Source organism: Afifella pfennigii DSM 17143, from assembly GCF_000688515.1.
GTDB classification, from domain to species: domain Bacteria; phylum Pseudomonadota; class Alphaproteobacteria; order Rhizobiales; family Afifellaceae; genus Afifella; species Afifella pfennigii.
The window spans coordinates 51,193-71,529 of sequence record NZ_JHZK01000019.1 but is presented as its reverse complement, the minus strand read 5'-3'; the positions used below and the strand labels follow the sequence as shown (position 1 = coordinate 71,529).

General features: G+C 67.1%; 25 protein-coding genes, 1 tRNA gene and 1 pseudogene. 11 read left to right on the top strand and 16 right to left on the bottom strand.

Going from position 1 to position 20,337, the window contains the following annotated elements; genetic code table 11:
• From Q331_RS23745 to Q331_RS21615, 7 genes and pseudogenes are all read right to left on the bottom strand, one after another.
• A pseudogene (locus Q331_RS23745) lies at window positions 1–146 on the bottom strand (IS5/IS1182 family transposase); the annotation flags it as partial.
• Between the two features lie 253 nt (window positions 147–399).
• A complete protein-coding gene (locus tag Q331_RS0113530; RefSeq protein WP_026381126.1) occupies window positions 400–912 on the bottom strand; it encodes a MerR family transcriptional regulator in 513 nt (170 codons plus the stop codon).
• Complete coding sequence (locus Q331_RS21625; protein WP_051631159.1) at window positions 909–1,265, bottom strand: integration host factor subunit alpha; 357 nt, start codon at window positions 1,263–1,265, stop codon at window positions 909–911. Before Q331_RS21625 ends, Q331_RS0113530 begins: the two co-directional genes overlap by 4 nt.
• A gap of 94 nt (window positions 1,266–1,359) precedes the next feature.
• A complete protein-coding gene (locus Q331_RS0113520) occupies window positions 1,360–2,328 on the bottom strand; it encodes a beta-ketoacyl-ACP synthase III (protein WP_034492144.1) in 969 nt (322 codons plus the stop codon).
• Window positions 2,325–3,389, bottom strand: a complete 1,065-nt coding sequence (plsX, locus tag Q331_RS21620; RefSeq protein WP_051631158.1) for a phosphate acyltransferase PlsX — start codon at window positions 3,387–3,389, stop codon at window positions 2,325–2,327. Before plsX ends, Q331_RS0113520 begins: the two co-directional genes overlap by 4 nt.
• A gap of 91 nt (window positions 3,390–3,480) precedes the next feature.
• The gene (locus Q331_RS0113510) at window positions 3,481–4,035 is read right to left on the bottom strand and encodes a YceD family protein (RefSeq protein ID WP_026381124.1); all 555 of its coding nucleotides are present in this window, start codon (window positions 4,033–4,035) and stop codon (window positions 3,481–3,483) included.
• Complete coding sequence (locus Q331_RS21615; protein WP_051631155.1) at window positions 4,032–4,616, bottom strand: ubiquinol-cytochrome C chaperone family protein; 585 nt, start codon at window positions 4,614–4,616, stop codon at window positions 4,032–4,034. The genes Q331_RS0113510 and Q331_RS21615 overlap by 4 nt, the downstream gene beginning before the upstream one ends.
• Before the next feature lie 158 nt (window positions 4,617–4,774).
• Between Q331_RS21615 and Q331_RS21610 the strand changes: the two genes are divergently transcribed.
• Window positions 4,775–5,212, top strand: coding sequence for an outer membrane protein assembly factor BamE (locus Q331_RS21610; protein WP_034492141.1), 438 nt, complete (start codon window positions 4,775–4,777; stop codon window positions 5,210–5,212).
• A gap of 271 nt (window positions 5,213–5,483) precedes the next feature.
• Window positions 5,484–5,573, top strand: a tRNA-Ser gene (locus Q331_RS0113495).
• 83 nt (window positions 5,574–5,656) lie between these two features.
• Here the strand turns inward: Q331_RS0113495 and Q331_RS0113490 are convergent.
• Window positions 5,657–6,043, bottom strand: coding sequence for a PaaI family thioesterase (locus tag Q331_RS0113490; protein WP_034492137.1), 387 nt, complete (start codon window positions 6,041–6,043; stop codon window positions 5,657–5,659).
• Between the two features lie 125 nt (window positions 6,044–6,168).
• Between Q331_RS0113490 and Q331_RS0113485 the strand changes: the two genes are divergently transcribed.
• Complete coding sequence (locus Q331_RS0113485) at window positions 6,169–6,927, top strand: helix-turn-helix domain-containing protein (protein WP_026381122.1); 759 nt, start codon at window positions 6,169–6,171, stop codon at window positions 6,925–6,927.
• 14 nt (window positions 6,928–6,941) lie between these two features.
• Here the strand turns inward: Q331_RS0113485 and Q331_RS0113480 are convergent, their stop codons facing one another.
• Window positions 6,942–7,529 carry a class I SAM-dependent methyltransferase gene (locus Q331_RS0113480; protein WP_026381121.1) on the bottom strand — a complete coding sequence of 196 codons (588 nt, stop codon included), beginning with the start codon at window positions 7,527–7,529 and terminating at the stop codon, window positions 6,942–6,944.
• A gap of 176 nt (window positions 7,530–7,705) precedes the next feature.
• Between Q331_RS0113480 and Q331_RS0113475 the strand changes: the two genes are divergently transcribed.
• Together Q331_RS0113475 and Q331_RS0113470 are read left to right on the top strand one after the other, a co-directional pair.
• Entirely contained in the window at window positions 7,706–8,092 is a 387-nt protein-coding gene (locus Q331_RS0113475) for a VOC family protein (RefSeq protein WP_026381120.1), read from the top strand.
• Window positions 8,093–8,186: 94 nt separating this feature from the next.
• A complete protein-coding gene (locus Q331_RS0113470; protein WP_210164961.1) occupies window positions 8,187–8,720 on the top strand; it encodes a DMT family transporter in 534 nt (177 codons plus the stop codon).
• A gap of 46 nt (window positions 8,721–8,766) precedes the next feature.
• Here Q331_RS0113470 and Q331_RS0113465 read toward each other — a convergent pair whose 3' ends face one another.
• From Q331_RS0113465 to Q331_RS0113455, 3 genes are read right to left on the bottom strand one after another with little or no spacing between them, the layout of a single operon-like run.
• Window positions 8,767–9,660: a DMT family transporter gene (locus Q331_RS0113465; protein ID WP_026381118.1), complete on the bottom strand. Its 894-nt coding sequence runs from the start codon at window positions 9,658–9,660 to the stop codon at window positions 8,767–8,769.
• Window positions 9,657–10,043, bottom strand: coding sequence for a VOC family protein (locus tag Q331_RS0113460; protein ID WP_026381117.1), 387 nt, complete (start codon window positions 10,041–10,043; stop codon window positions 9,657–9,659). Before Q331_RS0113460 ends, Q331_RS0113465 begins: the two co-directional genes overlap by 4 nt.
• 31 nt (window positions 10,044–10,074) lie before the next feature.
• Entirely contained in the window at window positions 10,075–10,971 is an 897-nt protein-coding gene (locus Q331_RS0113455) for an EamA family transporter (protein ID WP_084175056.1), read from the bottom strand.
• 89 nt (window positions 10,972–11,060) lie between these two features.
• Here Q331_RS0113455 and Q331_RS0113450 point away from each other — a divergent pair, with 89 nt between their 5' ends.
• Entirely contained in the window at window positions 11,061–11,540 is a 480-nt protein-coding gene (locus Q331_RS0113450) for an Lrp/AsnC family transcriptional regulator (RefSeq protein ID WP_026381115.1), read from the top strand.
• Between the two features lie 41 nt (window positions 11,541–11,581).
• Here Q331_RS0113450 and Q331_RS0113445 read toward each other — a convergent pair whose 3' ends face one another.
• On the bottom strand, window positions 11,582–12,202 hold the full coding sequence (locus Q331_RS0113445; RefSeq protein ID WP_245615651.1) for a LysE family translocator: 621 nt from the start codon (window positions 12,200–12,202) through the stop codon (window positions 11,582–11,584).
• A gap of 50 nt (window positions 12,203–12,252) precedes the next feature.
• Here Q331_RS0113445 and Q331_RS21605 point away from each other — a divergent pair, with 50 nt between their 5' ends.
• Window positions 12,253–13,059: an AraC family transcriptional regulator gene (locus Q331_RS21605; RefSeq protein ID WP_034492135.1), complete on the top strand. Its 807-nt coding sequence runs from the start codon at window positions 12,253–12,255 to the stop codon at window positions 13,057–13,059.
• 73 nt (window positions 13,060–13,132) lie between these two features.
• Here Q331_RS21605 and Q331_RS23100 read toward each other — a convergent pair whose 3' ends face one another.
• The 3 genes from Q331_RS23100 to Q331_RS23095 form a co-directional block, all read right to left on the bottom strand.
• Window positions 13,133–13,756, bottom strand: a complete 624-nt coding sequence (locus tag Q331_RS23100; RefSeq protein WP_026381113.1) for a TetR/AcrR family transcriptional regulator — start codon at window positions 13,754–13,756, stop codon at window positions 13,133–13,135.
• Between the two features lie 111 nt (window positions 13,757–13,867).
• The gene (locus tag Q331_RS0113430; protein ID WP_051631152.1) at window positions 13,868–15,178 is read right to left on the bottom strand and encodes an NAD(P)/FAD-dependent oxidoreductase; all 1,311 of its coding nucleotides are present in this window, start codon (window positions 15,176–15,178) and stop codon (window positions 13,868–13,870) included.
• A 32-nt stretch (window positions 15,179–15,210) separates the two neighbouring features.
• On the bottom strand, window positions 15,211–15,645 hold the full coding sequence (locus Q331_RS23095; RefSeq protein ID WP_051631151.1) for a cupin domain-containing protein: 435 nt from the start codon (window positions 15,643–15,645) through the stop codon (window positions 15,211–15,213).
• Between the two features lie 261 nt (window positions 15,646–15,906).
• Here Q331_RS23095 and Q331_RS21590 point away from each other — a divergent pair, with 261 nt between their 5' ends.
• The 4 genes from Q331_RS21590 (at window position 15,907) to Q331_RS0113405 (ending at window position 20,337) form a co-directional block, all read left to right on the top strand.
• Window positions 15,907–17,181 (top strand): M24 family metallopeptidase, encoded by a 1,275-nt coding sequence (locus Q331_RS21590; protein WP_169738509.1) that lies wholly within the window; start codon window positions 15,907–15,909, stop codon window positions 17,179–17,181.
• An 8-nt stretch (window positions 17,182–17,189) separates the two neighbouring features.
• Window positions 17,190–18,248, top strand: a complete 1,059-nt coding sequence (locus Q331_RS0113415) for an ABC transporter ATP-binding protein (RefSeq protein WP_051631149.1) — start codon at window positions 17,190–17,192, stop codon at window positions 18,246–18,248.
• Between the two features lie 29 nt (window positions 18,249–18,277).
• Entirely contained in the window at window positions 18,278–19,369 is a 1,092-nt protein-coding gene (locus Q331_RS0113410) for an ABC transporter substrate-binding protein (RefSeq protein WP_051631148.1), read from the top strand.
• A gap of 155 nt (window positions 19,370–19,524) precedes the next feature.
• Complete coding sequence (locus Q331_RS0113405; protein ID WP_026381109.1) at window positions 19,525–20,337, top strand: ABC transporter permease; 813 nt, start codon at window positions 19,525–19,527, stop codon at window positions 20,335–20,337.

Genomic DNA, 20,337 nt, shown 5'->3' with positions numbered 1-20,337 from the left:
AAGCAGGGCGCGATCTCCGCATCGAGCCACGCCCAGTCGATCCGCTCGCCCAGCCGGACGAGCTCGTGTCGCATGTTGATGATCTGGTCGAGCCGGGCGCGGAACAGGTCATCGGTGAGCTCGCGATTGGGCGCTCTCGGTCGCATCGTCACCTCTCGTGATCCTCTCAATCGAATCACGGAAAGGCGCCGCCGGGAATCCCCAAACCGCATGCGAAATCGCAAGGTTCCGCAGGCTCAAGCCACCGAATCCTGCAAAACCGAAACCTTGCGAGAGACCGAAATCCGTCGACTATCAGCCGCTTATGCGTTCTTCACAGTCAACTCTTTCCCGAGCGGCTTTTCGCCGACAAGCCTGGATCGGGGCAAGCTTGGATCGCGACCGAAGCGGGCCGTGGGCTCAGCCGCGGCCGGCCTCATGCAAAATCCGGCGCGCCTCAACAAGCTCGCCGAGCGCCTCTTTGAGACGCTGGCGCGTGGCGGCGGAGAAAAGCGGTCCCTCCTCGCCGGCAACGGCCGGCTCGGCCTGGGCGCGCGGCGGCGCGCTGGGGCGGCTCGCCAGGGCCGCGGCCGGCGCCTCCTCGAACTTGGCGGGCGTCTCGGCGGCGGTCTCGGCCGGCGCCACGGTCTCCACGTTGCCCGTCTGCCCGACGGCCACGACGAAGCGCACGCCCTTTTCCTTCAAGAGCCGCTGCACGCCCTTGATGGTGAAGCCCTCGCCATAGAGCAGGAGGCGAATGCCCTTGAGAAGGTCGACATCCTCCGGGCGGTAGTAGCGACGGCCGCCGCCGCGCTTGAGCGGCTTGATCTGGGTAAAGCGCGTCTCCCAGAAGCGCAGCACATGCTGCGGCAGGTCGAGATCTTCGGCGACCTCGCTGATGGTGCGGAAGGCATCCGGCGACTTGCCGCTCAAGACCGACCGCTCGACATCTCGGTGCCCATCTCGGCCGGCTCGCTCGCATCGGCCGCCGAGAGCTTGTCGTTGATGCGCTGCTTCATGATGTTGCTCGGCTTGAAGACCGTGACCCGCCGTGGCGGGATCGGCACCTCCTTGCCGGTCTTGGGATTGCGGCCGACGCGCTGGCCCTTGCTGCGAACCAGGAACGAGCCGAACGACGAGAGCTTGACCGTCTCCCCGGCGACGATGGTGTCGGATATCTCCGATAAGACCATCTCGACCATGGCCGCCGATTCCGTCCTGGAAAGGCCGAGCTCGCGATAGACCGCTTCAGCCAGATCGGCCCGCGTGATGGTGCGGCCTCCCAGACGCGTTTCACTTGTCGTCTGCAAGCGTGCCTCCTCGACAAACGAGCGCACGGTATGCCCCCGCCGAAATTAGGTCAACATAGCTCAAAGGCGCCTACCAGCGCAGCAGAGCCGAGCCCCAGGTGAAACCGCCGCCCATGGCCTCCAGGAGCACCAGGTCTCCCTTCTTGATGCGCCCGTCGCGTACGGCCACATCGAGAGCCAGGGGAATGGAGGCGGCGGAGGTGTTGCCGTGCTTCTCGACGGTCGTCACCACCTTCTGCGGGGCGATGCCGAGGCGCTTGGCGCTGGCGTCGATGATCCGCTTGTTGGCCTGATGCGGGACGAACCAGTCGATGGTCTCGGCGCTCTCGCCGGTGGCGGCGAAGGCATCCTCGATGACGTCGGTGATGGTCGCGACCGCGTGCTTGAAGACCTCGCGGCCCTCCATTCTCAGATAACCGACGGTGCGCGTTGAGCTCGGTCCGCCATCGACGTAGAGCTTGTCGCGATGGCGCCCGTCGGAGCGCAGATGCGAGGTGAGGACGCCGCGCGCGCCGTCCCCGGTCTCCTCGCGCGCCTCCAGCACCAGCGCGCCGGCACCGTCGCCGAAAAGCACGCAGGTCGTGCGGTCGCTCCAGTCGAGAATGCGCGAGAAGGTCTCCGAGCCGATGACGAGCGCCCGCTTGCCGAAGCCGGCCTTCAGATGCGCATCGGCGGTGGCCAGGGCGAAGAGAAAGCCGGAGCACACCGCCTGCAGATCGAAAGCATAGCCGTGATGCATGCCGAGCCGCTCCTGCACGGTGCAGGCGGAGGCCGGAAAGGTCTGGTCCGGCGTGGAGGTCGCCAGGACGATGAAGTCGATGTCGGCCGAACCAAGACCGGCATCGGCCAGCGCCTTCTTCGACGCCGTCACGGCAAGGTCGGAGGTCGTCTCGCCTTCCGCCGCGATGCGGCGCTCACAAATGCCGGAGCGCTGGACGATCCACTCATCGGAAGTGTCGACCATCGCTTCAAGTTCGCGGTTGGTCAGGATCTTCTCGGGCAGATGACTTCCAATGCCGGTGACTACCGATCGAATCATGCCGGCGCCGCCTCCGCGCTGGCACCGCTCGTTTCGCCGTCGCCGAATGTGTATCTGAGATCGGAGGCAATCTGGCGGGTGAGATCGCCAAGCACCATCTCGCGGCCGAGCTCCACGGCGCTGGCAAAGCCCTCCGCGTCGGTGCCGCCATGGCTCTTCACGACAAGGCCGTTGAGGCCGAGGAAGAGACCGCCATTGACCTTGCGGGGATCCATTTTCTCGCGCAGCCTCTGAAAAGCGGAGCGGGCGAAGAAATAACCCACCTTGGCCGCCAGCGTTCGGGTCATGGCCGAACGCAGATATTCCGATATCTGACGCGCCGTGCCTTCGGCGGTCTTCAAGGCGATGTTGCCGGCAAAGCCTTCGGTGACGACGACGTCGACGGTGCCCTTGCCGAGATCATCGCCCTCCACGAAGCCGTGATAGTGGAAGTTGGGATGATCGAGCTCGCGCAGGATATGCCCCGCCTCGCGCACTTCCTCAACGCCCTTCACCTCCTCCGCGCCGATATTGAGAAGCCCCACCGTCGGCCGTTCCAGGCCGAAGAGGGCGCGCGCCATCGCCGCGCCCATCACCGCGAAATGCACCAGCATGCGGGCGTCGGAGCCGATCGTCGCGCCGACGTCGAGGACGATGCTCTCGCCGCGCAAGGTGGGCCACATCGCCGCGATCGCCGGCCGCTCGATGCCGGGCGGCGTCTTCAAGCAGAACTTCGACATCGCCATCAGCGCGCCGGTATTGCCGGCCGAGACGGCGACATGGGCCTCGCCATCGCGCACCGCCTGGATGGAGCGCCACATGGACGACTTCCAGCGGCCGACACGCAGCGCCTGGCTCGGCTTGTCATCCATGCGCACGGCGACGTCGCAATGCACGAAGCGGGCGGCGCGCGCGACGCTGGGATGGCGATCGAGCAACGGCTTCACCTCGCTTTCCTGCCCATAGAGGATGAAGGAAAGATCGGGGCGGCGCTCCAGCGCCACGGCAGCTCCGGGGATGACCATTTCCGGCCCAGCGTCGCCGCCCATGGCATCAAGGGAAATGGTGAGGGGTGAAAGCATCGCCTTCATATGGTGGTTTCGCGGGCCGCGGGACAATACTCACTCGGCCCGCCATGACAAGCCGTCTGGAGGGAAATGCAAGGCGCCTGCGTCAGTTGCGCCGATGTTTCAGTCGCTCCAGCGCCGCGAAGGGGGATTGGGGCGCGGTCTCATCCTCCATATGCTCGGCAAAGCGCGCGCCCGGCGCGCGCGGATGCGGATCGAGCGCCAGCGCGACATATTGCACGAGCAGGGCGCCGAGATCGACCTGATTGCCGCTATAGGGCTCGGTGTCCTCCTCGCTTTCCACGGCGATCTCGACCGCCTCGCGCGAGGCACGCTCGCCGGGCTCGGCCGGGCCGCCGCGCTCGAAGGTCTCGGCCGGGCGCAGCGTGACGGCGACATCCTCCTCCACCTTCTCGGTGATCGGCGCGAGGGTGACGACACAGTGCCGTGTCACCTCGCCGAAAAGGCGGCCGTCGAGGCGGTAGCCATCGGCGCTGATGGGGCGAATCGTCAATTCCGCCGTCAGAGCCGCCACGGAAGGCACGGCGAGCTGCTCGGCGATGCGCTCGCGCTCGGGGGTGCTCGCCTCCAGTTTGAGGGTGCGGCCGGCGGCGGGCACCTCGGCAAGGCGCAGGGGCTTGAAGAAGGGCTGGCCGTTCATCTGGCGATCTCGCTTGCCGCGGGGCTGGGCGGCGGTGCGGCCGCCGGCAGATCGTGCGCCGGTGGAAAAGGCGGCCTGCCTTCGCGGAATGCGGCGACAGGCGCCTCTTGGAGCTCCGCCAGCACGAAGCGCAGATAGGCGGCCAGACGGACCGGCAGATCCGGATCGGCGCCCTCGTCGTAAATATTGCGGCCAAGCACCTCTTCGAGCGGCTCGCCCTCGCCCGTCAGCGACGCCCCATAGGCGCCGAGGCGCCCGCCATAGGCGGAAAACAGCGCCTTCATGCGGCGCGGCACGCGCTTGTCGCTGATGCCCATCTCGCGCAACGTGGTATCCATTTCCTGCACAAACACCTCGGCCACGTCGCGCGCCAGCTCCGGATCTTTCTGGTGCCCGAGCGTCAGGCTGTGCACGCAGGCAAAAAGATGCATGGCGAGCATCTCAAAGCGGCCCTCCAGCGTGTCGGGCACGCCATAGGTGTCGTACAGAGCCTTCTGGCGCGAGGCCGCGACCACGGAAGCATAAAGCGCCTCCGCCGGCGTCGCCTGATGTCGCGCAAAGCGCGCAAAGAAACGTCTCATCGAGCAATTCCCTCGGCCCTTGCAGGCCATGGCACACAGATGGGTGGTCGCCCGGCATTGCCAAGGCCACCCGGCATTGCCAAGACCGCGCGGCCTTGCCAAGACCATTGCATTGCCGCCATCACCTCGCTAGCAAGCATGGCTTCAACGGGATCGCCATGACCAGAACACACGCTCTCGCTCTCCTTTTTTCCGCCGCGCTCGCCCTGCCGGCCGGCGGCTGCATCGGGGAAACCCAGCAGCGCGGCTACGTGGTCAACGAGCTCGCCCTGGAGCAGGTGCCCGTCGGGGCGAGCCGCGAGCAGGTGTTGATCGCGCTGGGCACGCCCTCCACCACCGCCGATTTCGGCGGCGAGGTATTCTACTATATCTCGCAGACCGCAAGCCGGCCGGTGGCCTTCCTCAATCCGCGGATAACCGATCAGCGCGTGCTGGCGGTCTATTTCGACGGCGAGGAACAGGTGTCGCGGATCGCCGATTACGGCCTGCAGGACGGGCGCGTCTTCGATTTCGTCTCGCGCACCACGCCGACGGCGGGCAAGGACTTCTCCTTCGTCTCGCAGCTGCTTAACGCGGCCGGCCGAGTGTCGTTTTAGGCTCTGTCGGCGATTGTCGCCCGCGGCCGAAGGGGCCGCGGGCAGATCCGCCATCGCAGCCTCGCGTCACGCCCTATTGGCGCATAGGCGAAGAGGCATGTCCTTCCTCCTCCCCCCTCGCCCTGGCGGAGCGCCGCTGCGGCGCAGCCCATGCGATGGGCCTCAACGGGCCCTGGCTCCCCTGCCCTCGCCCGGCAGAGCCGCAATCTTTGCCGCAGCCGACGCGGCAGGGTGGAATTTGGGCGCCGCTTCTGCCATCTCTTCGGCGCAAGGATGGGTGGCCGAGTGGTTGAAGGCACCGGTCTTGAAAACCGGCAGGCGGGAGACCGTCTCGTGGGTTCGAATCCCACCCCATCCGCCATTCTCGCGCGGGTCCGGCCCCGGCAGACACGGGCAGCGGATCAGTCCGATTTCACGGCTTGCGGGTTTGTTGGAGCGCCAATTCTAGAGAACCAACTGGGTCTGAACCGCCAAGGCGATCGCTCGTTCGTTCTCGTCTTCGATTTGCGTCTGCCAGACCGAAATCCGCTTGCCCACCGACACCGGCAGCGACGTCCCGACGAGCCGCGTGCCGCTGGCGGCGCGTCCCAGAAAGTTCGTCTTGCTCTCCAGCGTGGCCGTGCCGCCCGCGCCCTCGGGCAGATTGAGATAGGCGCCGATCGCGGCAAGACAGTCCGCAAATGCCATCAGCGCACCGCCGTGGACGCTCTCACCGACGGTGCACAGCTCCGCTTCGACCCTCATCGCCCCGACCACGCGATCAGGCGTCGCAATGCTCAGATCGAGGCCGAGCAGTCTGGCGAATGGCATGGCATGGGCGAGTTCGGACATGGGGCACCTTCGATCCGTCGCGTTCGCCGACAGCACATGCAATCGAGGTGCTGGAATCAATAACCTTGCGGGTTATGATGTCGTAAGCTCGGCCCGTCAGAGCCGCGGATTGGGAGGCCAAGACCTTGAGCGCCTTCGGCCCGACATTGAAGGCCTGGCGGACCAGACGGCGCATGAGCCAGATGGCGCTGGCGCTCGCCGCCGACGTCTCCACGCGGCACCTGTCCTACCTTGAGACCGCCAAGGCCGCGCCGAGCCGGGACATGGTGCTGCGTCTTGCCGAGGCGCTCCACGTTCCCGTCCACGCCCGCAACGACTGGCTGACGGCGGCGGGCTTTGCGCCGATCTACCAGAGCCGGCCGCTCGACAGCGCGGAGCTTGCGCCCTTCATGGATGCCGTCTCACGCCTGCTTGCCCGCCACGATCCCTATCCGGGCTGGGCGCTCGATCCGGATTGGCGGATCGTGCTGTGCAATCGCGTCGGCGAAAAGCTGCTGCGCCGCGTCGGCATCGCGCCGGGCGACAGCCTCGTCGCCGCCCTCGTCGGCGATCCGACGCTTGGCGGCGCCCTTCTCAACTGGCGGGAGGAGACGCTGCCCCTGTCCCGGCGGCTCGGCGCCGAGGCAAGACGGCGCAACGATGCCGAGACCGCCAAGGCCGCCGAAAAGCTCGCCGCCCTCAGCGGCCAGAGCCCTCTTGCCGCGCCGGCGTCGGCCGCCGTCACCACAAGGCTTGGCATCGACGGGCGGGTGATCGAGCTCGTCTCCATCCAGGCGGCCTTCAACACGGCGAACGATCTGACCCTGGCGGATCTCAGAACGGAGCTGTTCTTTCCCGTCGGCGCCGACAGCGAGCGCAATCTCACCGAGGCGTTTGCGCCGTGAGCCGAAAAGACCGATCAGGCCGCGCGCTTCTGCGCCTCGAAATAGTGGTTCTCGCCCTCATCGACATGCTCGGCGATCAGGTGCAATTCCGATTGGGCAAGGACCCGGCCATATTCCTCTGCCCCGAGCGAGGATGACCGCCGGCCGGTCAGCACATCGTCCCAGGCGCAGACCTGGCGCGGGGCGGTGAACAGGAACCGCCCCCCGGGCTTCAGCGCGCCGGCAACTCGTCCGATCAGGTCGCGCTGCGCGCTCTCGGGCAGGAGGAAGATGAGACCGATTGCGACGGCTCCATCGAAGCTGTGGTCGAAGAACCGGCTGCGTTCGGCCGGCTCGCAGGCCACCTCGACATCGGGGAAGCGCTGGCGGAACGCGGCGACCAGCGCCGGCGAGGCATCGATGGCCGAGACCGCCAGTCCGGCGTCGATCAGCGCGGCGGTGACCGGCTCTCCCGACCCGCACCCGATATCGATCACCGAGCCGCCACGGGGAAGTGACGCCGCCCATTTGCGCACGATCGCGAGCCCGGTCGTCGAGCTTGATCGCGCGGCCACGAACGCATCGGCGACCGCTTCATAGCCGTTGGATGTGTCTTCGATCATCGTGTCGTTCCAGTGCCGGGGAACCGGAGCACTCGCCCTTCCGCGCCGGTGCATTCGATGGGCAGGTAAAGCGCCTGCCTTGGCCGAACAATAACCTTCGACGTTATTGTTCTTCGGGCGGCTCCCTTGCCAAGTGGCGGCAGATGATTTGGCCAAGCCGATGGAGAACAGCCGCCATGGTCCACTTTCGCAAGACGACGCCGATCCTGCTTGCCGAGGACGTCAAGGCGTGCGTCGCATTCTGGACCGCGCTGGGGCTTCAGGCGCCGGTGACCGTGCCCGAGGGCGAGGGCATCGGTTTTGCCATCATCGCCGGCGATGGCGTGGCGCTCATGTACCAGTCGTTTTCCTCCGCCCGCGCGCAAAGGCCCGAGGCGGTGGAACGCGTCGACCGCTCGATCGTGTTCCTGGAGGTCGCATCGCTCGACGCGGTGCTTGCCGCGCTGCCGCGAACCGAGATCGTCGTGCCCGATCATGTCACCGACTATGGCGCGCGCGAGGTCTATGTGCGTGATCCGGCCGGCAATCTGATCGGCTTCTCGCAGTTCGGCTGGCAGGCGTGAGGCAGGAGAAAGGCGCCGGGATACCGTCTCGCCCTCATGGTCGGCCGAGCTGCGCGAGACGATTCGATTCGGAACTTTCCAACGAGAAGCAAGAATGAACACCCTGCGTGTCCTGCTGGCGGTATTCGTCGCCAGCGCCCCGGGGCATGAAGGACAGAACGCAGCAACGTCGCCCGCGCGAGGAAGCATCATGTTCGAGACATTGTTGATCGTGGGGATCGGCTTTGCCGGAGGCGTTGCCGTCGGAGCCCAGGCGTCGATTGCAGGCTCGATGGGCCATCGCATCGGCGGCGCGGCGGGAAGCCTGATCGTCCATCTGGGCGGCGCGCTCGCCTCGCTCGCCCTTTTGATCGCGCGCGGCGGCGAAGGCATTCGCGAGTGGCGCAGCCTGCCCTGGTACATGCTCGGGAGCGGCGTTTTCGGGCTGGTTCTTTATCTGTCGCTGAGTCAGACGATCCCGAGGCTCGGCGCCACCACCGCGATCACGCTCGTCGTCGTCGGACAACTCGTTGCCGGGATGCTCATCGATCATTTCGGCCTTTTCGCGGTCCAGGCCAGGAGCATCGATCTGCAACGGGTCCTTGCAAGCCTCCTGCTTCTGGCCGGCGCCGGTCTGATGCTGCGCTGAGGCTTGCCGGTCGGCGCGAATGGGCCGAAGCGGTCGGCGCCCGCGCTCATACCCGCCGCCGGACCCGCGCCTTCAGGCACACCATCATCGCCGCGAAGACGATGACGGCTGAGGCGAGCGCGGTCGTCGTGATCTCCTCGCCCAGAAAAAGCGCCGGCCAGAGGAGCGCCGCCAGCGGCAACAGGAGATTGATCTGCCCGATGCGGGCGATGCCGCCGGCCGCCAGGCCGCGATACCAGAAGATCGCCGCAAGAAACATGCTGACGGCGCCGAGATAAGCCATCGACACCCAGCTCCACGGCGCCACCGAGGCAAGGTCCACGTCGCGCAGCGACCAGGTGAGCGGGCCGGCGGCGAACGGCGTCAGGAACAGCATCGCCCAGCACAGGGTCGTGGTGCCGCCGAGCTCGGCCGAGACGCGCCCGCCTTCCACATAGGCCGCGCCGAGACAGAGGAGCGCGAGAAGAAGCCAGCCGTCGGCGGCGCTGAACGCGCCTCCCCCGGCGTCGTAGGCGTAGGTGAGAACCGCCGCGAAACCGATTGCGCAGGCCAGCCAGAAGACCGGCGGCGGGCGTTCGCCGGCGCGAAAGACGGCGATGATGGCGGTCGCCGCCGGCGCGAGGCCGGTGACGACGGCGCCATGCACCGCCGGAACCGATTGCAGCGCCACCGCCAGAAAGAACGGATAGCCCACCGCGAGCCCGAGCCCCATAACAGCGATGGCGACAAGGTGCCTTCGTTCCGGCAACGCGGTTCTGCCCGTGAGATAGAGCGTGACGCCACCGAGAAGGCCGGCGACCACGATGCGCGCGCAGGTGATCGCGAGCGGCGAGAAATCCGCGACCGCGACGCGGGTCGCGGCCAAGGTGCCGCTGAAACCGAGCATGCCGAGAAACCCGAAGAGGACGCCGACGGTCCAATGGCCAGGCTGAGATGTCATCGGGTCTCGGAACGTGGGAAGGTGACCGCCTCGACCTTGTTGCCATCGGGATCATGGATGAAGGCCCCGAAATAGCGCGTCACCGCGCCTTCTCGCTCTCCGGGCACGCCGCCGCTGGAGCCGCCGAGTTCAAGCGCGGCCCGATAAAAGGCGATGACCGCTTCCTTCCTCGGCGCGCGCAGGCAGACATGGCTGCCTGTCGTCTTCTCGACGGGCTCAAGGTCGGGGCGCGCATTCAGCCAGAACTCCGGATACGTCTTGCCATAGCCCACCGTCGCCTCGCGCGTGACGATCCTTTCGAGACCGAGCGGCTCCAGGACATGGTCATAGAACGAAGCGCTCCTGCTGAGGCTTGAGACGGCGATGGAGACGTGATCGATCATGGATCGTGCTCTCCTGAAGATCGGAGTCTGTTCATGTGGCGGCCGGCCGGTGAAGGGCGATGCCGGCCATCACGAGCGCAATCGCGAGGACATCGCCAAGGCCTGGAATTTGGACCAGCACGACAGCCCCGATCACCGCGGCGGTTGCCGGCAGGAGCGCCAGAAGCAGGGCGAAGGAGGCGCGCGGCAGCCGCGCCATGGCAAGCTGGTCGCACACGTAGGGGATGACGGAAGAGGTGAGCCCGACGCCGATTCCCGCCAGAACGATCAACGGCATGCCGAAGGCACGCGCCGCTTCCACAACACCGACCGGCATGAGAAGGACGAAGGCGATCGCCATGGCCGCGCCGAGCCGCTCGACACCGCCGCCCGCGCCCGCTTCGGCGGCCCTGTGGCCGAGGACGATGTAGCCGGCAAAGAGCGCGGCGTTCAGCGCCGCCCAGAAGAGGCCGAGCGGGTCCGAAGCCCATGTGACGTCGATGAGGAGGACGACGCCGAACGCGGCGAGTGCGAGCGCCAGAAGGTTCCGCACGGTTCTGAGGCCATGGAGCGCGATGATGAGCGTTCCGAGAAACTCCATCGCCGCGACGAGGCTCATGGGCAGTCTTTCGAGCGCCAGATAGAAGGCCATGTTCATGGCCGCGAGGCAGGCGCCCAGGCCCAGGAGCAACAGCCGCGTGCGTCCGTCCGCCTCGCGCAACGTCCTCCACGGCCGGGTGATAGGCGCGAAGAAAAGCGCCGCCGTCGCGATGCGGAACCAGGCGATGCCGAGCACGCCGACGACGGGGAACAGAAGCACGGCGAAAGCGGGACCGAGATAGCGCGAGAGCGCGCTGACACCGAACCATGCGAGCGGCGGCACCGCATTGGCGGCGCGGTCGAGCCCGGGGAACGGCACGCGTGCGGAGGCGGTGGGCGGCACCTTCATGCTTGGAATCATGAAGGGCCTTACGGCCTTTTCATATGCTTGAACGGCGTTAACCTGGGCATTGATCGCAGCAATCGAAGGCCAGCCCCATGAAACGCCTTGGATACCAAAACGGCGCGCTCGACGCGGTCGACCGGAAGATCCTGACCCTGCTTGTCGAAAACGCCCGCACCACCACCGCCGAGCTGGCGCGCGCTGTGGGGCTGTCCGCCCCGAGCGTCGCCGAACGGGTCAAGCGCCTCGAAGAGGCCGGCGTGATCAAGGGATACACGACGGAAGTCTCGGCGGAAGCGATCGGACTTCCCATCTCCGTCTGGCTGCGCATTCGTCCGGTTCCGGGCCAATTGGAGAAAGTCGTCGAGATCCTTCAAGGCATCCCGGAAATCACCGAATGCGACCGCGTGACGGGCGAGGATTGCTTCGTGGCGCGTGCCCACCTCGCTTCCGTCGCCGATATGGAGCGCGTCATCGACCTGATCATCCCTCACGCGATGACGAACACCTCGGTCATCCAGTCCTCGCCGGTGAAACGCCGCCTTCCGCCCCTGCCGAGCGCGTCGACCCGATAACGGCCAGGCGAGAGGCTCGGCGGTTCGTTGCGTGGAAATCCTCATGCGGCGACCAGCGCCAGCCCGACCGAAGCCAGCAGCATCAGCGCAAACGCGATATTGGCCGCGCGGCCGATCCTCGGATGGCGCAGGAGCCGCGAGAAACTCGCGCCAAAGGCCAGCCAGGCGGTGTTCACGATGACGATGACAAGGGCGAGCGCCACGAGCTTTACGCCCGTATCCGCGCCGAGATGGCCCGGAACCAGCGTCTGGCTCGCATAGACCGCGCCGATGGCGGCAAAGGCCTTCGGATTGGCGATCGCCAGCAGAAAGCCCGGGACAAAGGCAGGCGCCCTGGTGCCGTCAAGGGCTGCCCGTCCGACCGAGGCCGTCGCGATCTTCCAGGCGAGATAGACGATATAGGCCGCCGCGAACCCGGTCAGGACCGCGACGAGCTCCGGCCGGGCCAGGATAAGCGCGGTGACGCCCGTTGCGATCATCAAGGGCACCCCGGTCGTGCCGGCGACGATGCCGGCGAGATAGGGCAGGCCCGGCCGGAAGCCGTAGGCGGTGCCGACCCCGGCGAGGCTGAGCGTCGCCGGGCCAGGGCTGCCCATCAGCGGGAAAGCTGCGAGCCAGAGCAGGCCGAGCGCGTTTGCAAGATGCGGCAAATCCTCCATCATCGGACCATGATCGCCGCCGCGCTTCCCCCTGTCTTGAACGATCGTGCGCCATGACCCGTCCCGGCGCCGGCCTGATCCGCTCCCGCCCCATCGCGGCCGGGCTGGAGATCGTCGAGACGGCGGGCCTGAGAACCGGCTACAGACCTCACCGCCATGACAGCTATGTCATCGGGACGACGTCGCATGGCGTGCAACGCTTCCGCTATCGGGGCGAAGAGCGCCACGCTTTGGCCGGCCAGGCCTTCATCCTCCATCCCGACGAGAGGCATGACGGGCGGCCCGGCACGGACGACGGCTATGGCTATCGCGCGATCCACATCGCGCCACCGCACATCGCGGAAGCCAACGGGTTGGGCCCTCTGCCTTTCGTCGCCAGCCCCGTCCTGACCGATGCCGGGCTGATCGAGGCGATCGACGCCCTGATCGAAACGCGGGCCGATGCGCCATCAGATATTTCCCTCGTCAGCGCGCTCGCCGACCTGGCGGGCGCTCTGGAGCGCCTCGCCGGCCGGCCGCGGCGCCGGACGCCCATCGCCCACGAGACGCTGCGTCGCATCAAGGCGCAACTCGACGACACGCCCCGCCGCGCCGTCTCGATGTCGGAACTTGAGGCCACATACGGTCTCAGCCGCTTTGCGATCGCGCGGCAGTTCCGCCGGTGCTACGGCATAAGCCCGATGCGCTATGGTCTGATGCGGCGGCTCGATGTGGCGAAACGGCGGATCCTTGCGGGCGACAGCTTGGCCGATGCGGCGCTGGCCGCCGAGTTCAGCGACCAGAGCCACATGACGCGGCACTTCCTGCGGGCGTTCGGCATGACGCCGGGGCGCTGGCAGGCGCTCCACCAGAGCCACTGAGCCCGCGCGCGCTTCGCTTGGCGCGGGCCTCTGCCCGGTTGGCCGCGCCGCCGGGCGATGACGGCGGGCCTTCCTAGGTGGGCTCCTTGCGCGCCATGCCGCGAAACAGCGTCTTCACCAGCGCCGGCACCTCCTCCACGTAGCGGGCGTGCACGCGCTTGTCGCCGAAGATCAGTCGGCGGAAGTAATGCTCGCAGATGGAATCGAGGATCTTGGCCTCGGCCTTCACATCGAGCTGCGCATCGACGAGGCCACGCGCCTTGAGCGCCTGAAGGAATTCCACCGCCTTGCGGAGATAAAAAACCTGCAGCCGGTCGAGAAAGGGTCCGAGATTGTCGTCGCCGAGCCCGGTCTGGTAGATGGAGCGCCAGACTTCGCGGTCGAGCGCTTCCAGCGCCCCTTCCGTGACCAGCTTGATCCAGCCGGTGGTGGCGCGCTCCGGGTCGCCGCAGACCTTGTTCTCGATGAAATCGTCGAGCTTTTCCTCAAGCCCTTCCTGCTTTTCGATGGCGATCTCCAGGAGCAGGCTGCTCTTGGAGCCGAAATAGTTGTAAATCGTCGGGATCGTCACCTCGGCGCGCTCGGCGATCTCCTGCAGGCTGCTTTCCGCATAGCCCTTCTCCACGAAGAGCGCGAAGGCGGAATCGCGGATCTTCTGTCGCCGCCTCGTCTTCTGTCTTGCGCGCAGCCCGACCACTCGGAACCTCAGAATGAAACGAATTGTCGCTCTTCAGAGAACATAGCCGACAAAGCTTGTAGCCGAAGAAAAGCCGCGCATGCCAGCCGAGGGCCGTTCGCGCGCCGACCTTCAGGCGATCCGGCCGCCATCGAGGCGGTCCAGCAGGCCGTAGATCCCCGCCGCCAAAGGCAGCGCGGCCACCTTTATGCCGTGGAAGCGGATCGGCGCCAAGGGCCGGACCGGGAGCGGCATGTCGCGCTCCGGGCCGCCGGCCAGATAGCGCGCCAGATGCGGGCCGAGCGCGACGCCAAGCGCGAGGCCGCGCCCGTTGAAGCCGACCGCCGCCAGAACGCCCGGCACCGGCTCGCCGATATGCGGCAGGTGATCCTCCGTGACGCCCACCATGCCGCCCCAACGATGCTCCCACCGCACCTGCGCCAAGGCGGGAAAGATGCGCCCGGCGACGCGCCGCAGCTCAGCGTAGGCGCCTTCGACGCCGCGCGCCTTGTAGGCGCCGCGTCCGCCGATCAGGAAACGGCCGTCGCGATCCTTGCGGAAGTAGTAGAGCGAGCGGTGGGTGTCGGAGACGTGATGGCCCGACGGCAGGATGGAACCTGCCAGATGCGGCGGCAGCGGCTCGCTCGCCACCTGGAAGGTGCTGACCGGCAGCAGGTCGCGCTCAAGGCGCGGCACCTGCCCTCCGGTATAGGCGTTGGTCGCCACCAGCACGCGCTCCGCCCTCACCCGCCCCTGCGGCGTCTCCAGAACCGGTCGGCCGCCTTTCGCCACGATGCGCACCACCGGGGAGCGCCCATGAACCGCCGCGCCTCTGGCAACCGCCGCCTCAGCCAGCCCGCGCACCAGCTTCAGCGGGTGCACGCCGCCGCCGCTCGGGTGCAGGATGCCGCCGAAATACGCCTCGCTGCCGGTGATCTCGCTGAGGCGCGAGGCAGAAAGAACCTCCACCGCCACGCCCCTTGCCTGCCATTCCTGCGCCCGGCGCTGCAGCGGCGCCAGCGCCCGGCTCGTGTGGGCGAGCTGCAGCCAACCCTTTTGCGAGGCGTCGCAGTCGATACCCAGGCGCCGGATCGTGTCGAAGGTCTCCTCGGCGACGCCGCCGGCAAAATCCACCAGCCGCCCGCCGCGTGCCTCGCCGAAATGCCGGATGGTCTCGTTCGGATCGATCTTCAGGCCGGGATTGACCTGGCCGCCGTTGCGCCCGCCGCTTCCCCAGCCAGGCTCGCCCGCTTCCAGGACGATGACCGAAGCGCCGGCCTCGGCCAGACTGAGCGCCGTGGAAAGGCCGAGCAGGCCGGCGCCGATCACCGCCACGTCGCAATCGGCGTCGCCGGCGAGCGCTGGAAATTCCGGCGCCGCACCCGCCGTGCGCACCCAAAGGGATTCCTCGTTCAGCCGGTCCTGAAAAGCTCTGTCCGACATCGGTGCGCTCCCCCGGGTTCGCGCTGCAGGTATCAGGCGAGGACCGGGACGCCTCCGGCGCCCGCCGGCCCCTTGTAGGTCAGGGGCTCCACCGCCCCGCCGTCGCGCCGCAGATGGTCGGGGTCGACCGCCATGAAGCACTTGCGCAGACGATCGCTCTTGACCGTCCAGGTGACCGTCTCACCCTTCTCGCAGAACCAGGAATCGCCCGGTCCGTAAGTGACGGCGTTGCCCGCCGCGTCGACGAGCTCCACCTCGCCTTCCAGCACGGTGGCCAGTTCATGAAAGGCGAAGGTGATCCGAAAGCTGCCCTTGGTCACCTCGTAGATGCCGGTGCGGATCGGCCCGCCGCCAGCCGCGTCGACGATCCGCGCGCTCGCCTCCACCGGATCGCCGGCGATGATGTCCGGCTTCACCGCAAGCGGCGTCAGCGCGACCTTCGAGCCGCCAGCCTTGTACGCGATCATGGCCTGTCCTTCGTTGCTCGTGGTTCTTGGTTGCTCGTGGTTCGTTGGGGCCGCCACCAAAAGGGCGGTCGCGGGCGAACCGTTTCCTTCTCGTTGCTTGTATCGCGTGAGGGCGCGGAAGGGAACAATTTTTATTGCCATAAAGTTTTTGAGGGAATATAAGTTATTTCCGGAGGGGGTCGCCGGCGGGGCCAGGTTCCGGCCGCACGCGGCTGGCGATCGGACGTTGCCCTATGCCACCGGATGGACGGGGAGAGCCAAGTGGAACGGCAAGGTCGACCGGACGCTCAGTCCGCCACACCGTATCGCGACGAGGTCTATTTCGGCGCCCGGCCGGAGCAGGAGATTGCCTTCGCTCGCGAGGAATATCGCCAGCGCCTTGAGCGTGTGCGCGCGCTGATGGCCGAGCGCGGGATCGACTGCCTCTACCTCACCTCGCCGGAAAGCATGTTCTACCTGGTCGGCTACCAGGCGGAGTGGTACCAGGCGGAAAGTCCCCGGCAATGGCCGCCCTGCTCTGGCGTGGCGGTGCATGTCGATCACGACCGCTTCATCCTGTTTGAGGGAGAGCGCGAGGCGATCCTCACCCGCATCTACACCATATCCGACGATACCCGCTTCTTTCCGCGCGACTCTTATCGTGACGGCATCGGTTTCATCGCCGAGACGCTGAAGGACGAGGGTTGGCTCGGCGGCAATATCGGTCTGGAGTTCTGGAGCCACCGGCCGAACCGTGCCGTCAGCGAGCGCTTCCAGGCCGCCTTTGAGGCGGCCGGCGCCGACGTCATCGACGGCAGCGACATCCTGCGCGAAGTGCGCTGGGTCAAGTCGCCGGCGGAGGTCGCATGCCTGCTGGAGGCGGCGCGCATCGCCGATATCGGCCAGCGGCGGGCGCGCGAGGTGCTGCGCGCCGGCGTCAGCGAGCTTGAGGTCTATGGCGAGATCGTGCGCGCCATGGCAGCGGCCGGCGGCGAAAACCCCGGCATCACCATGCCGGTGCTTTCGGGCGACAAGGCCAATTGCACCCATGCGCTGGCCAGCCGCCGCAAGATGGCGCATGGCGAGATCGTCACCGTCGATGTGTGCGGCGTCTACAACCGCTATCACATCAACCAGGCACGCACCTACTCGATCGGCGAGCCGGCCGCCGATACGGCAGAGGCCTGCCGCAAGGCGGCCGGTTCGATGGAGGTGGTGCGCCAGATGCTGCGTCCCAACCTGCCGGTGCGCGAGCTCAACGAGGCCCTCCTCGCCTATTACCAGGAGGTCGGCCTGTGGGATCGGCGCGGCTGGATCGGCGGCTACGAGATGGGCATCGCCTTCCCGCCGGATTGGGTCGGCAACTTCGTCTTCGACCCGCTATCGGAGATCAACCAGGATCGCGTCTTTGCGCCCGGCACGGCCGTCAACTACGAGAACCAGTTCTTTCTCCCGCGCCATGAGGGGCTCTACTTCATGATCGAGTCGTTCCTGTTCACCGAGCTGGAGGGGCGGCTTCTGTCCAGCGTCCCTTACGACCTCACCGTCATAGCCTAGACCCTGGCATGGTGGACGCGACCGCAGATCGCTCGCGCTTTCTCGCCCTGGAGGGCGTCGCCAAGCGCTATGGCCAGGTTACCGCCCTGGCGGAGGTCAGCTTCGACATCCGCCGCGGCGAGTTCGTCACGCTGCTCGGCCCATCGGGCAGCGGCAAGACGACGACGCTGATGACCATCGCCGGCTTCGTGGAGCCGTCGGCGGGACGGGTCGGCCGCGAGGGCCTCGACATCACCAGGCTGCCGCCGGAGAAGCGCAATTTCGGCATGGTCTTCCAGGGCTACGCGCTGTTTCCGCACATGACGGTGCGTGGCAACATCGCCTATCCGCTGAAGATCCGGCGCTGGCCGCAGAAACAGCGCGAGGCGGCGATCGAGCGGGTGCTGGCGCAGGTCGACCTGACGGACTTCGCCGAGCGCAAGCCGAGCCAGCTTTCCGGCGGCCAGCAGCAGCGCGTGGCGCTCGCCCGCGCCCTGGTGTTCGATCCCGACGTGCTGCTGCTCGACGAGCCGCTCGCCGCGCTCGACAAGAACCTGCGCAAGCAACTCCAGGCCGAGCTGAAGAAACTGCACCGCGACGTCGGCAAGACCTTCATCTTCGTCACCCACGATCAAGAGGAAGCGCTCGCCCTGTCGGACCGCATCGCCATCTTCAACAAGGGGCGATTGGAACAGGTCGGCGCGCCGGAAGAGGTCTACAACCGGCCCACCAACCGGTTCGTCGCCACCTTCCTTGGCGAGACCAACCTCGTTCCCGCCGATCTCCTGGCAGCGCGCGGCGTTTGCGTGGAGGGGCTGAGGCCCGGCGGTCTCGTCTCCATCCGCCCGGAGCTGGTGAGAGTGTCCTCCACGCCTCAGGGCGAGGGCGTCGTCTCGCTGCCGGTCACCGTGAGCGAGCGGCTGTTCCAGGGCAGCCAGGTGCAGCTCTCGCTGGCCGGGCCGGACGGACTGCCGCTCATCGGCCATGTCCGGGCGGACGACGAAGCGCTGCTTCGCGTCACCGGCCGCGGGGAAACCTGCTGGGTTTCCTGGCCCGTCGGGGCCGGGGTGCCCTTGCACAACGCTTAAGCAAAATATCGAAGAGGGAGAATGACAACATGACCACCCGCAGACCTTTCGGCCTGAACGGCAGCCCGCTCGCCGCCCCGCATATCAGCCGGCGTCTTTTCCTTGCCGGCGCCGGCTCGTTCGCCGCCGCGGCGGGATTGCCCGCCCTGCCCGCCTTTGCCGCGGAGCGACTGGTTCTGGCCAATTGGGGCGGCGATGCCGTCGACGCCTACGACACGGCTTTCGCCGAGGCCTGTCGCGAGGCCACCGGTCTGGCGCTGCAGATCGATGGCAGCGGCCCGCTGGAAGGCACGATCAAGGCGCAGGTGGAAAGCGGCAGCGTGCGCTGGGACGTCTGCGACACCGAGCTCTATTCCGCCTTCCGACTGGGGGGCGAGCATTTGCAGCCGATCGATTACGGCATCGTCGACAAGGCGCGCATCATGCCCGAGACCTACGAGCACGCGGTGCCCTATGCCTATTACAGCACCGTCATCGCCTATGATCACGAGCGCTTCGGCGACAATCCGCCGAAATCCTGGGCCGATTTCTGGGACGTTGAGAAGTATCCGGGCAAGCGCTCGCTCTACAAGTGGATGTCGGGAAATCTGGAAGCTGCGCTTCTGGCCGACGGCGTGGCGCCGGCGGACCTCTATCCGCTCGACGTCGATCGGGCGCTCGCCAAGATCGAGGAGTTGAAGCCGCATATCCTCACCCATTGGGGCAGCGCCGCGGAGGCGCAGCAGCTGCTGCGCGATCGCGAGGTCTCCATGGTGCAGATCTGGCATACCCGGGCCATCCTGCTTGAGGAGGATACCGGCGGGCGCGCCAGCTTCACCTTCGACCAGGGGCTGTTGAACGTGTCCAACTGGGCCGTGCCGAAGAACAATCCGGCCGGGCGCGAGAACGCGATGAAATTCATCAACGCCTCGCTGGCGCCGGAGCCGCAGCGCCTGCTCATGGAGAACTACCGCTACGGCCCGGTCAATCCGGAAGCCGCCGCCGCCTTGCCGCCGGAACTGGCGCGCCTCAATCCGGCCGATCCGCAGAACATAGACCGCCAGGTTATGACCGACAATCGCTGGTATGCCGATGAATACGGCGCGGCTCTCGACCGCTACACGGCGCTGATCGCCGGCTAGGCATTGGCAGCGCAGGTGGCGTCCGGCTCGCGGGTCATCGCGATGGGTCTTGAAGTACCAGCAGCGCCCGCCATGCGTGCTTCGACACGCATGGCGGGGCGATCGTTTATCGCGTCCCGGCGCAAGAAGGGGCGCCGCGCGGCGGAGCAGGCAACGTGAAGACGACGCTCAAATGGACGCTGCCGGCGTTGCTGCTGGCCGTCTACGCCCTTCCCTTCCTCGGCGTCGTCTTCTGGAGTTTCAGTCGGCCCGAACCCGGGCTCGGCAATTTCGCCCAGATCGCCCAGGACGGCCATGTCCACGGCATCCTGCTCACGACCTTCCGCATCTGCGCCATCACCACCGTCCTGGCGGTGGTGATGGCCTATGTGGTCGCCACCTGCTGGGCGTTCGCCTCGCGCACCGGCCGCATCCTCATCGAAGTCTTCGTGCTGATACCCTTCTGGGTGTCGCCGCTGATCCGCGCCTTCGCCTGGATCCTGGTCCTGCGCGGCGACGGCGTTCTCAACAACTGGCTCATCGGCACGGGCCTCGTCGACGCGCCGCTGTCGCTGGTGCGCAACGAGTTCGGCGTCGTCGTCGGCATGGTGCATTTCATGGTGCCCTATGCGCTGTTTCCCATCATGTCGAGCTTCTCGCAGCTCGATACGCGGTTGCTGCTCGCCTCGCGCGGCCTCGGCGCGGGCCGGCTGCGCACCTTCTGGCAGGTGCTGTTCCCGCTCACCCTTCCCGGCACCATCGGCGCGGCGGTGATGGTGTTCGTGCTTTCGCTCGGCTTCTTCGTCACCCCGGCGATTCTGGGCGGCGGCCGGGTGGTGATGATCGCCGAATACATCTACCAGCAGCTCTTCCAGCTCTCCGACTGGGGGCTCGCCGCCGCGCTCGCCGTCGTCGTCGTCGCCGTGGTCGGCGTCCTGGTGTGGCTCTTGAACCGGATGGGCGGCACGGCCCTGCCCCAGGACCGCTAG

What these genes read in the sequence shown, in the direction of transcription:
- Q331_RS0113520 (WP_034492144.1), bottom strand. Translation starts at nt 2,328, where the DNA reads ATGATTCGATCGGTAGTCACCGGCATTGGAAGTCATCTGCCCGAGAAG.
- plsX (WP_051631158.1), bottom strand. Translation starts at nt 3,389, where the DNA reads ATGCTTTCACCCCTCACCATTTCCCTTGATGCCATGGGCGGCGACGCT.
- Q331_RS0113510 (WP_026381124.1), bottom strand. Translation starts at nt 4,035, where the DNA reads ATGAACGGCCAGCCCTTCTTCAAGCCCCTGCGCCTTGCCGAGGTGCCC.
- Q331_RS21615 (WP_051631155.1), bottom strand. Translation starts at nt 4,616, where the DNA reads ATGAGACGTTTCTTTGCGCGCTTTGCGCGACATCAGGCGACGCCGGCG.
- Q331_RS21610 (WP_034492141.1), top strand. Translation starts at nt 4,775, where the DNA reads ATGACCAGAACACACGCTCTCGCTCTCCTTTTTTCCGCCGCGCTCGCC.
- Q331_RS0113490 (WP_034492137.1), bottom strand. Translation starts at nt 6,043, where the DNA reads ATGTCCGAACTCGCCCATGCCATGCCATTCGCCAGACTGCTCGGCCTC.
- Q331_RS0113480 (WP_026381121.1), bottom strand. Translation starts at nt 7,529, where the DNA reads ATGATCGAAGACACATCCAACGGCTATGAAGCGGTCGCCGATGCGTTC.
- Q331_RS0113475 (WP_026381120.1), top strand. Translation starts at nt 7,706, where the DNA reads ATGGTCCACTTTCGCAAGACGACGCCGATCCTGCTTGCCGAGGACGTC.
- Q331_RS0113470 (WP_210164961.1), top strand. Translation starts at nt 8,187, where the DNA reads ATGAACACCCTGCGTGTCCTGCTGGCGGTATTCGTCGCCAGCGCCCCG.
- Q331_RS0113465 (WP_026381118.1), bottom strand. Translation starts at nt 9,660, where the DNA reads ATGACATCTCAGCCTGGCCATTGGACCGTCGGCGTCCTCTTCGGGTTT.
- Q331_RS0113460 (WP_026381117.1), bottom strand. Translation starts at nt 10,043, where the DNA reads ATGATCGATCACGTCTCCATCGCCGTCTCAAGCCTCAGCAGGAGCGCT.
- Q331_RS0113455 (WP_084175056.1), bottom strand. Translation starts at nt 10,971, where the DNA reads ATGAAGGTGCCGCCCACCGCCTCCGCACGCGTGCCGTTCCCCGGGCTC.
- Q331_RS0113450 (WP_026381115.1), top strand. Translation starts at nt 11,061, where the DNA reads ATGAAACGCCTTGGATACCAAAACGGCGCGCTCGACGCGGTCGACCGG.
- Q331_RS0113445 (WP_245615651.1), bottom strand. Translation starts at nt 12,202, where the DNA reads ATGATGGAGGATTTGCCGCATCTTGCAAACGCGCTCGGCCTGCTCTGG.
- Q331_RS21605 (WP_034492135.1), top strand. Translation starts at nt 12,253, where the DNA reads ATGACCCGTCCCGGCGCCGGCCTGATCCGCTCCCGCCCCATCGCGGCC.
- Q331_RS0113430 (WP_051631152.1), bottom strand. Translation starts at nt 15,178, where the DNA reads ATGTCGGACAGAGCTTTTCAGGACCGGCTGAACGAGGAATCCCTTTGG.
- Q331_RS23095 (WP_051631151.1), bottom strand. Translation starts at nt 15,645, where the DNA reads ATGATCGCGTACAAGGCTGGCGGCTCGAAGGTCGCGCTGACGCCGCTT.
- Q331_RS0113415 (WP_051631149.1), top strand. Translation starts at nt 17,190, where the DNA reads ATGGTGGACGCGACCGCAGATCGCTCGCGCTTTCTCGCCCTGGAGGGC.
- Q331_RS0113410 (WP_051631148.1), top strand. Translation starts at nt 18,278, where the DNA reads ATGACCACCCGCAGACCTTTCGGCCTGAACGGCAGCCCGCTCGCCGCC.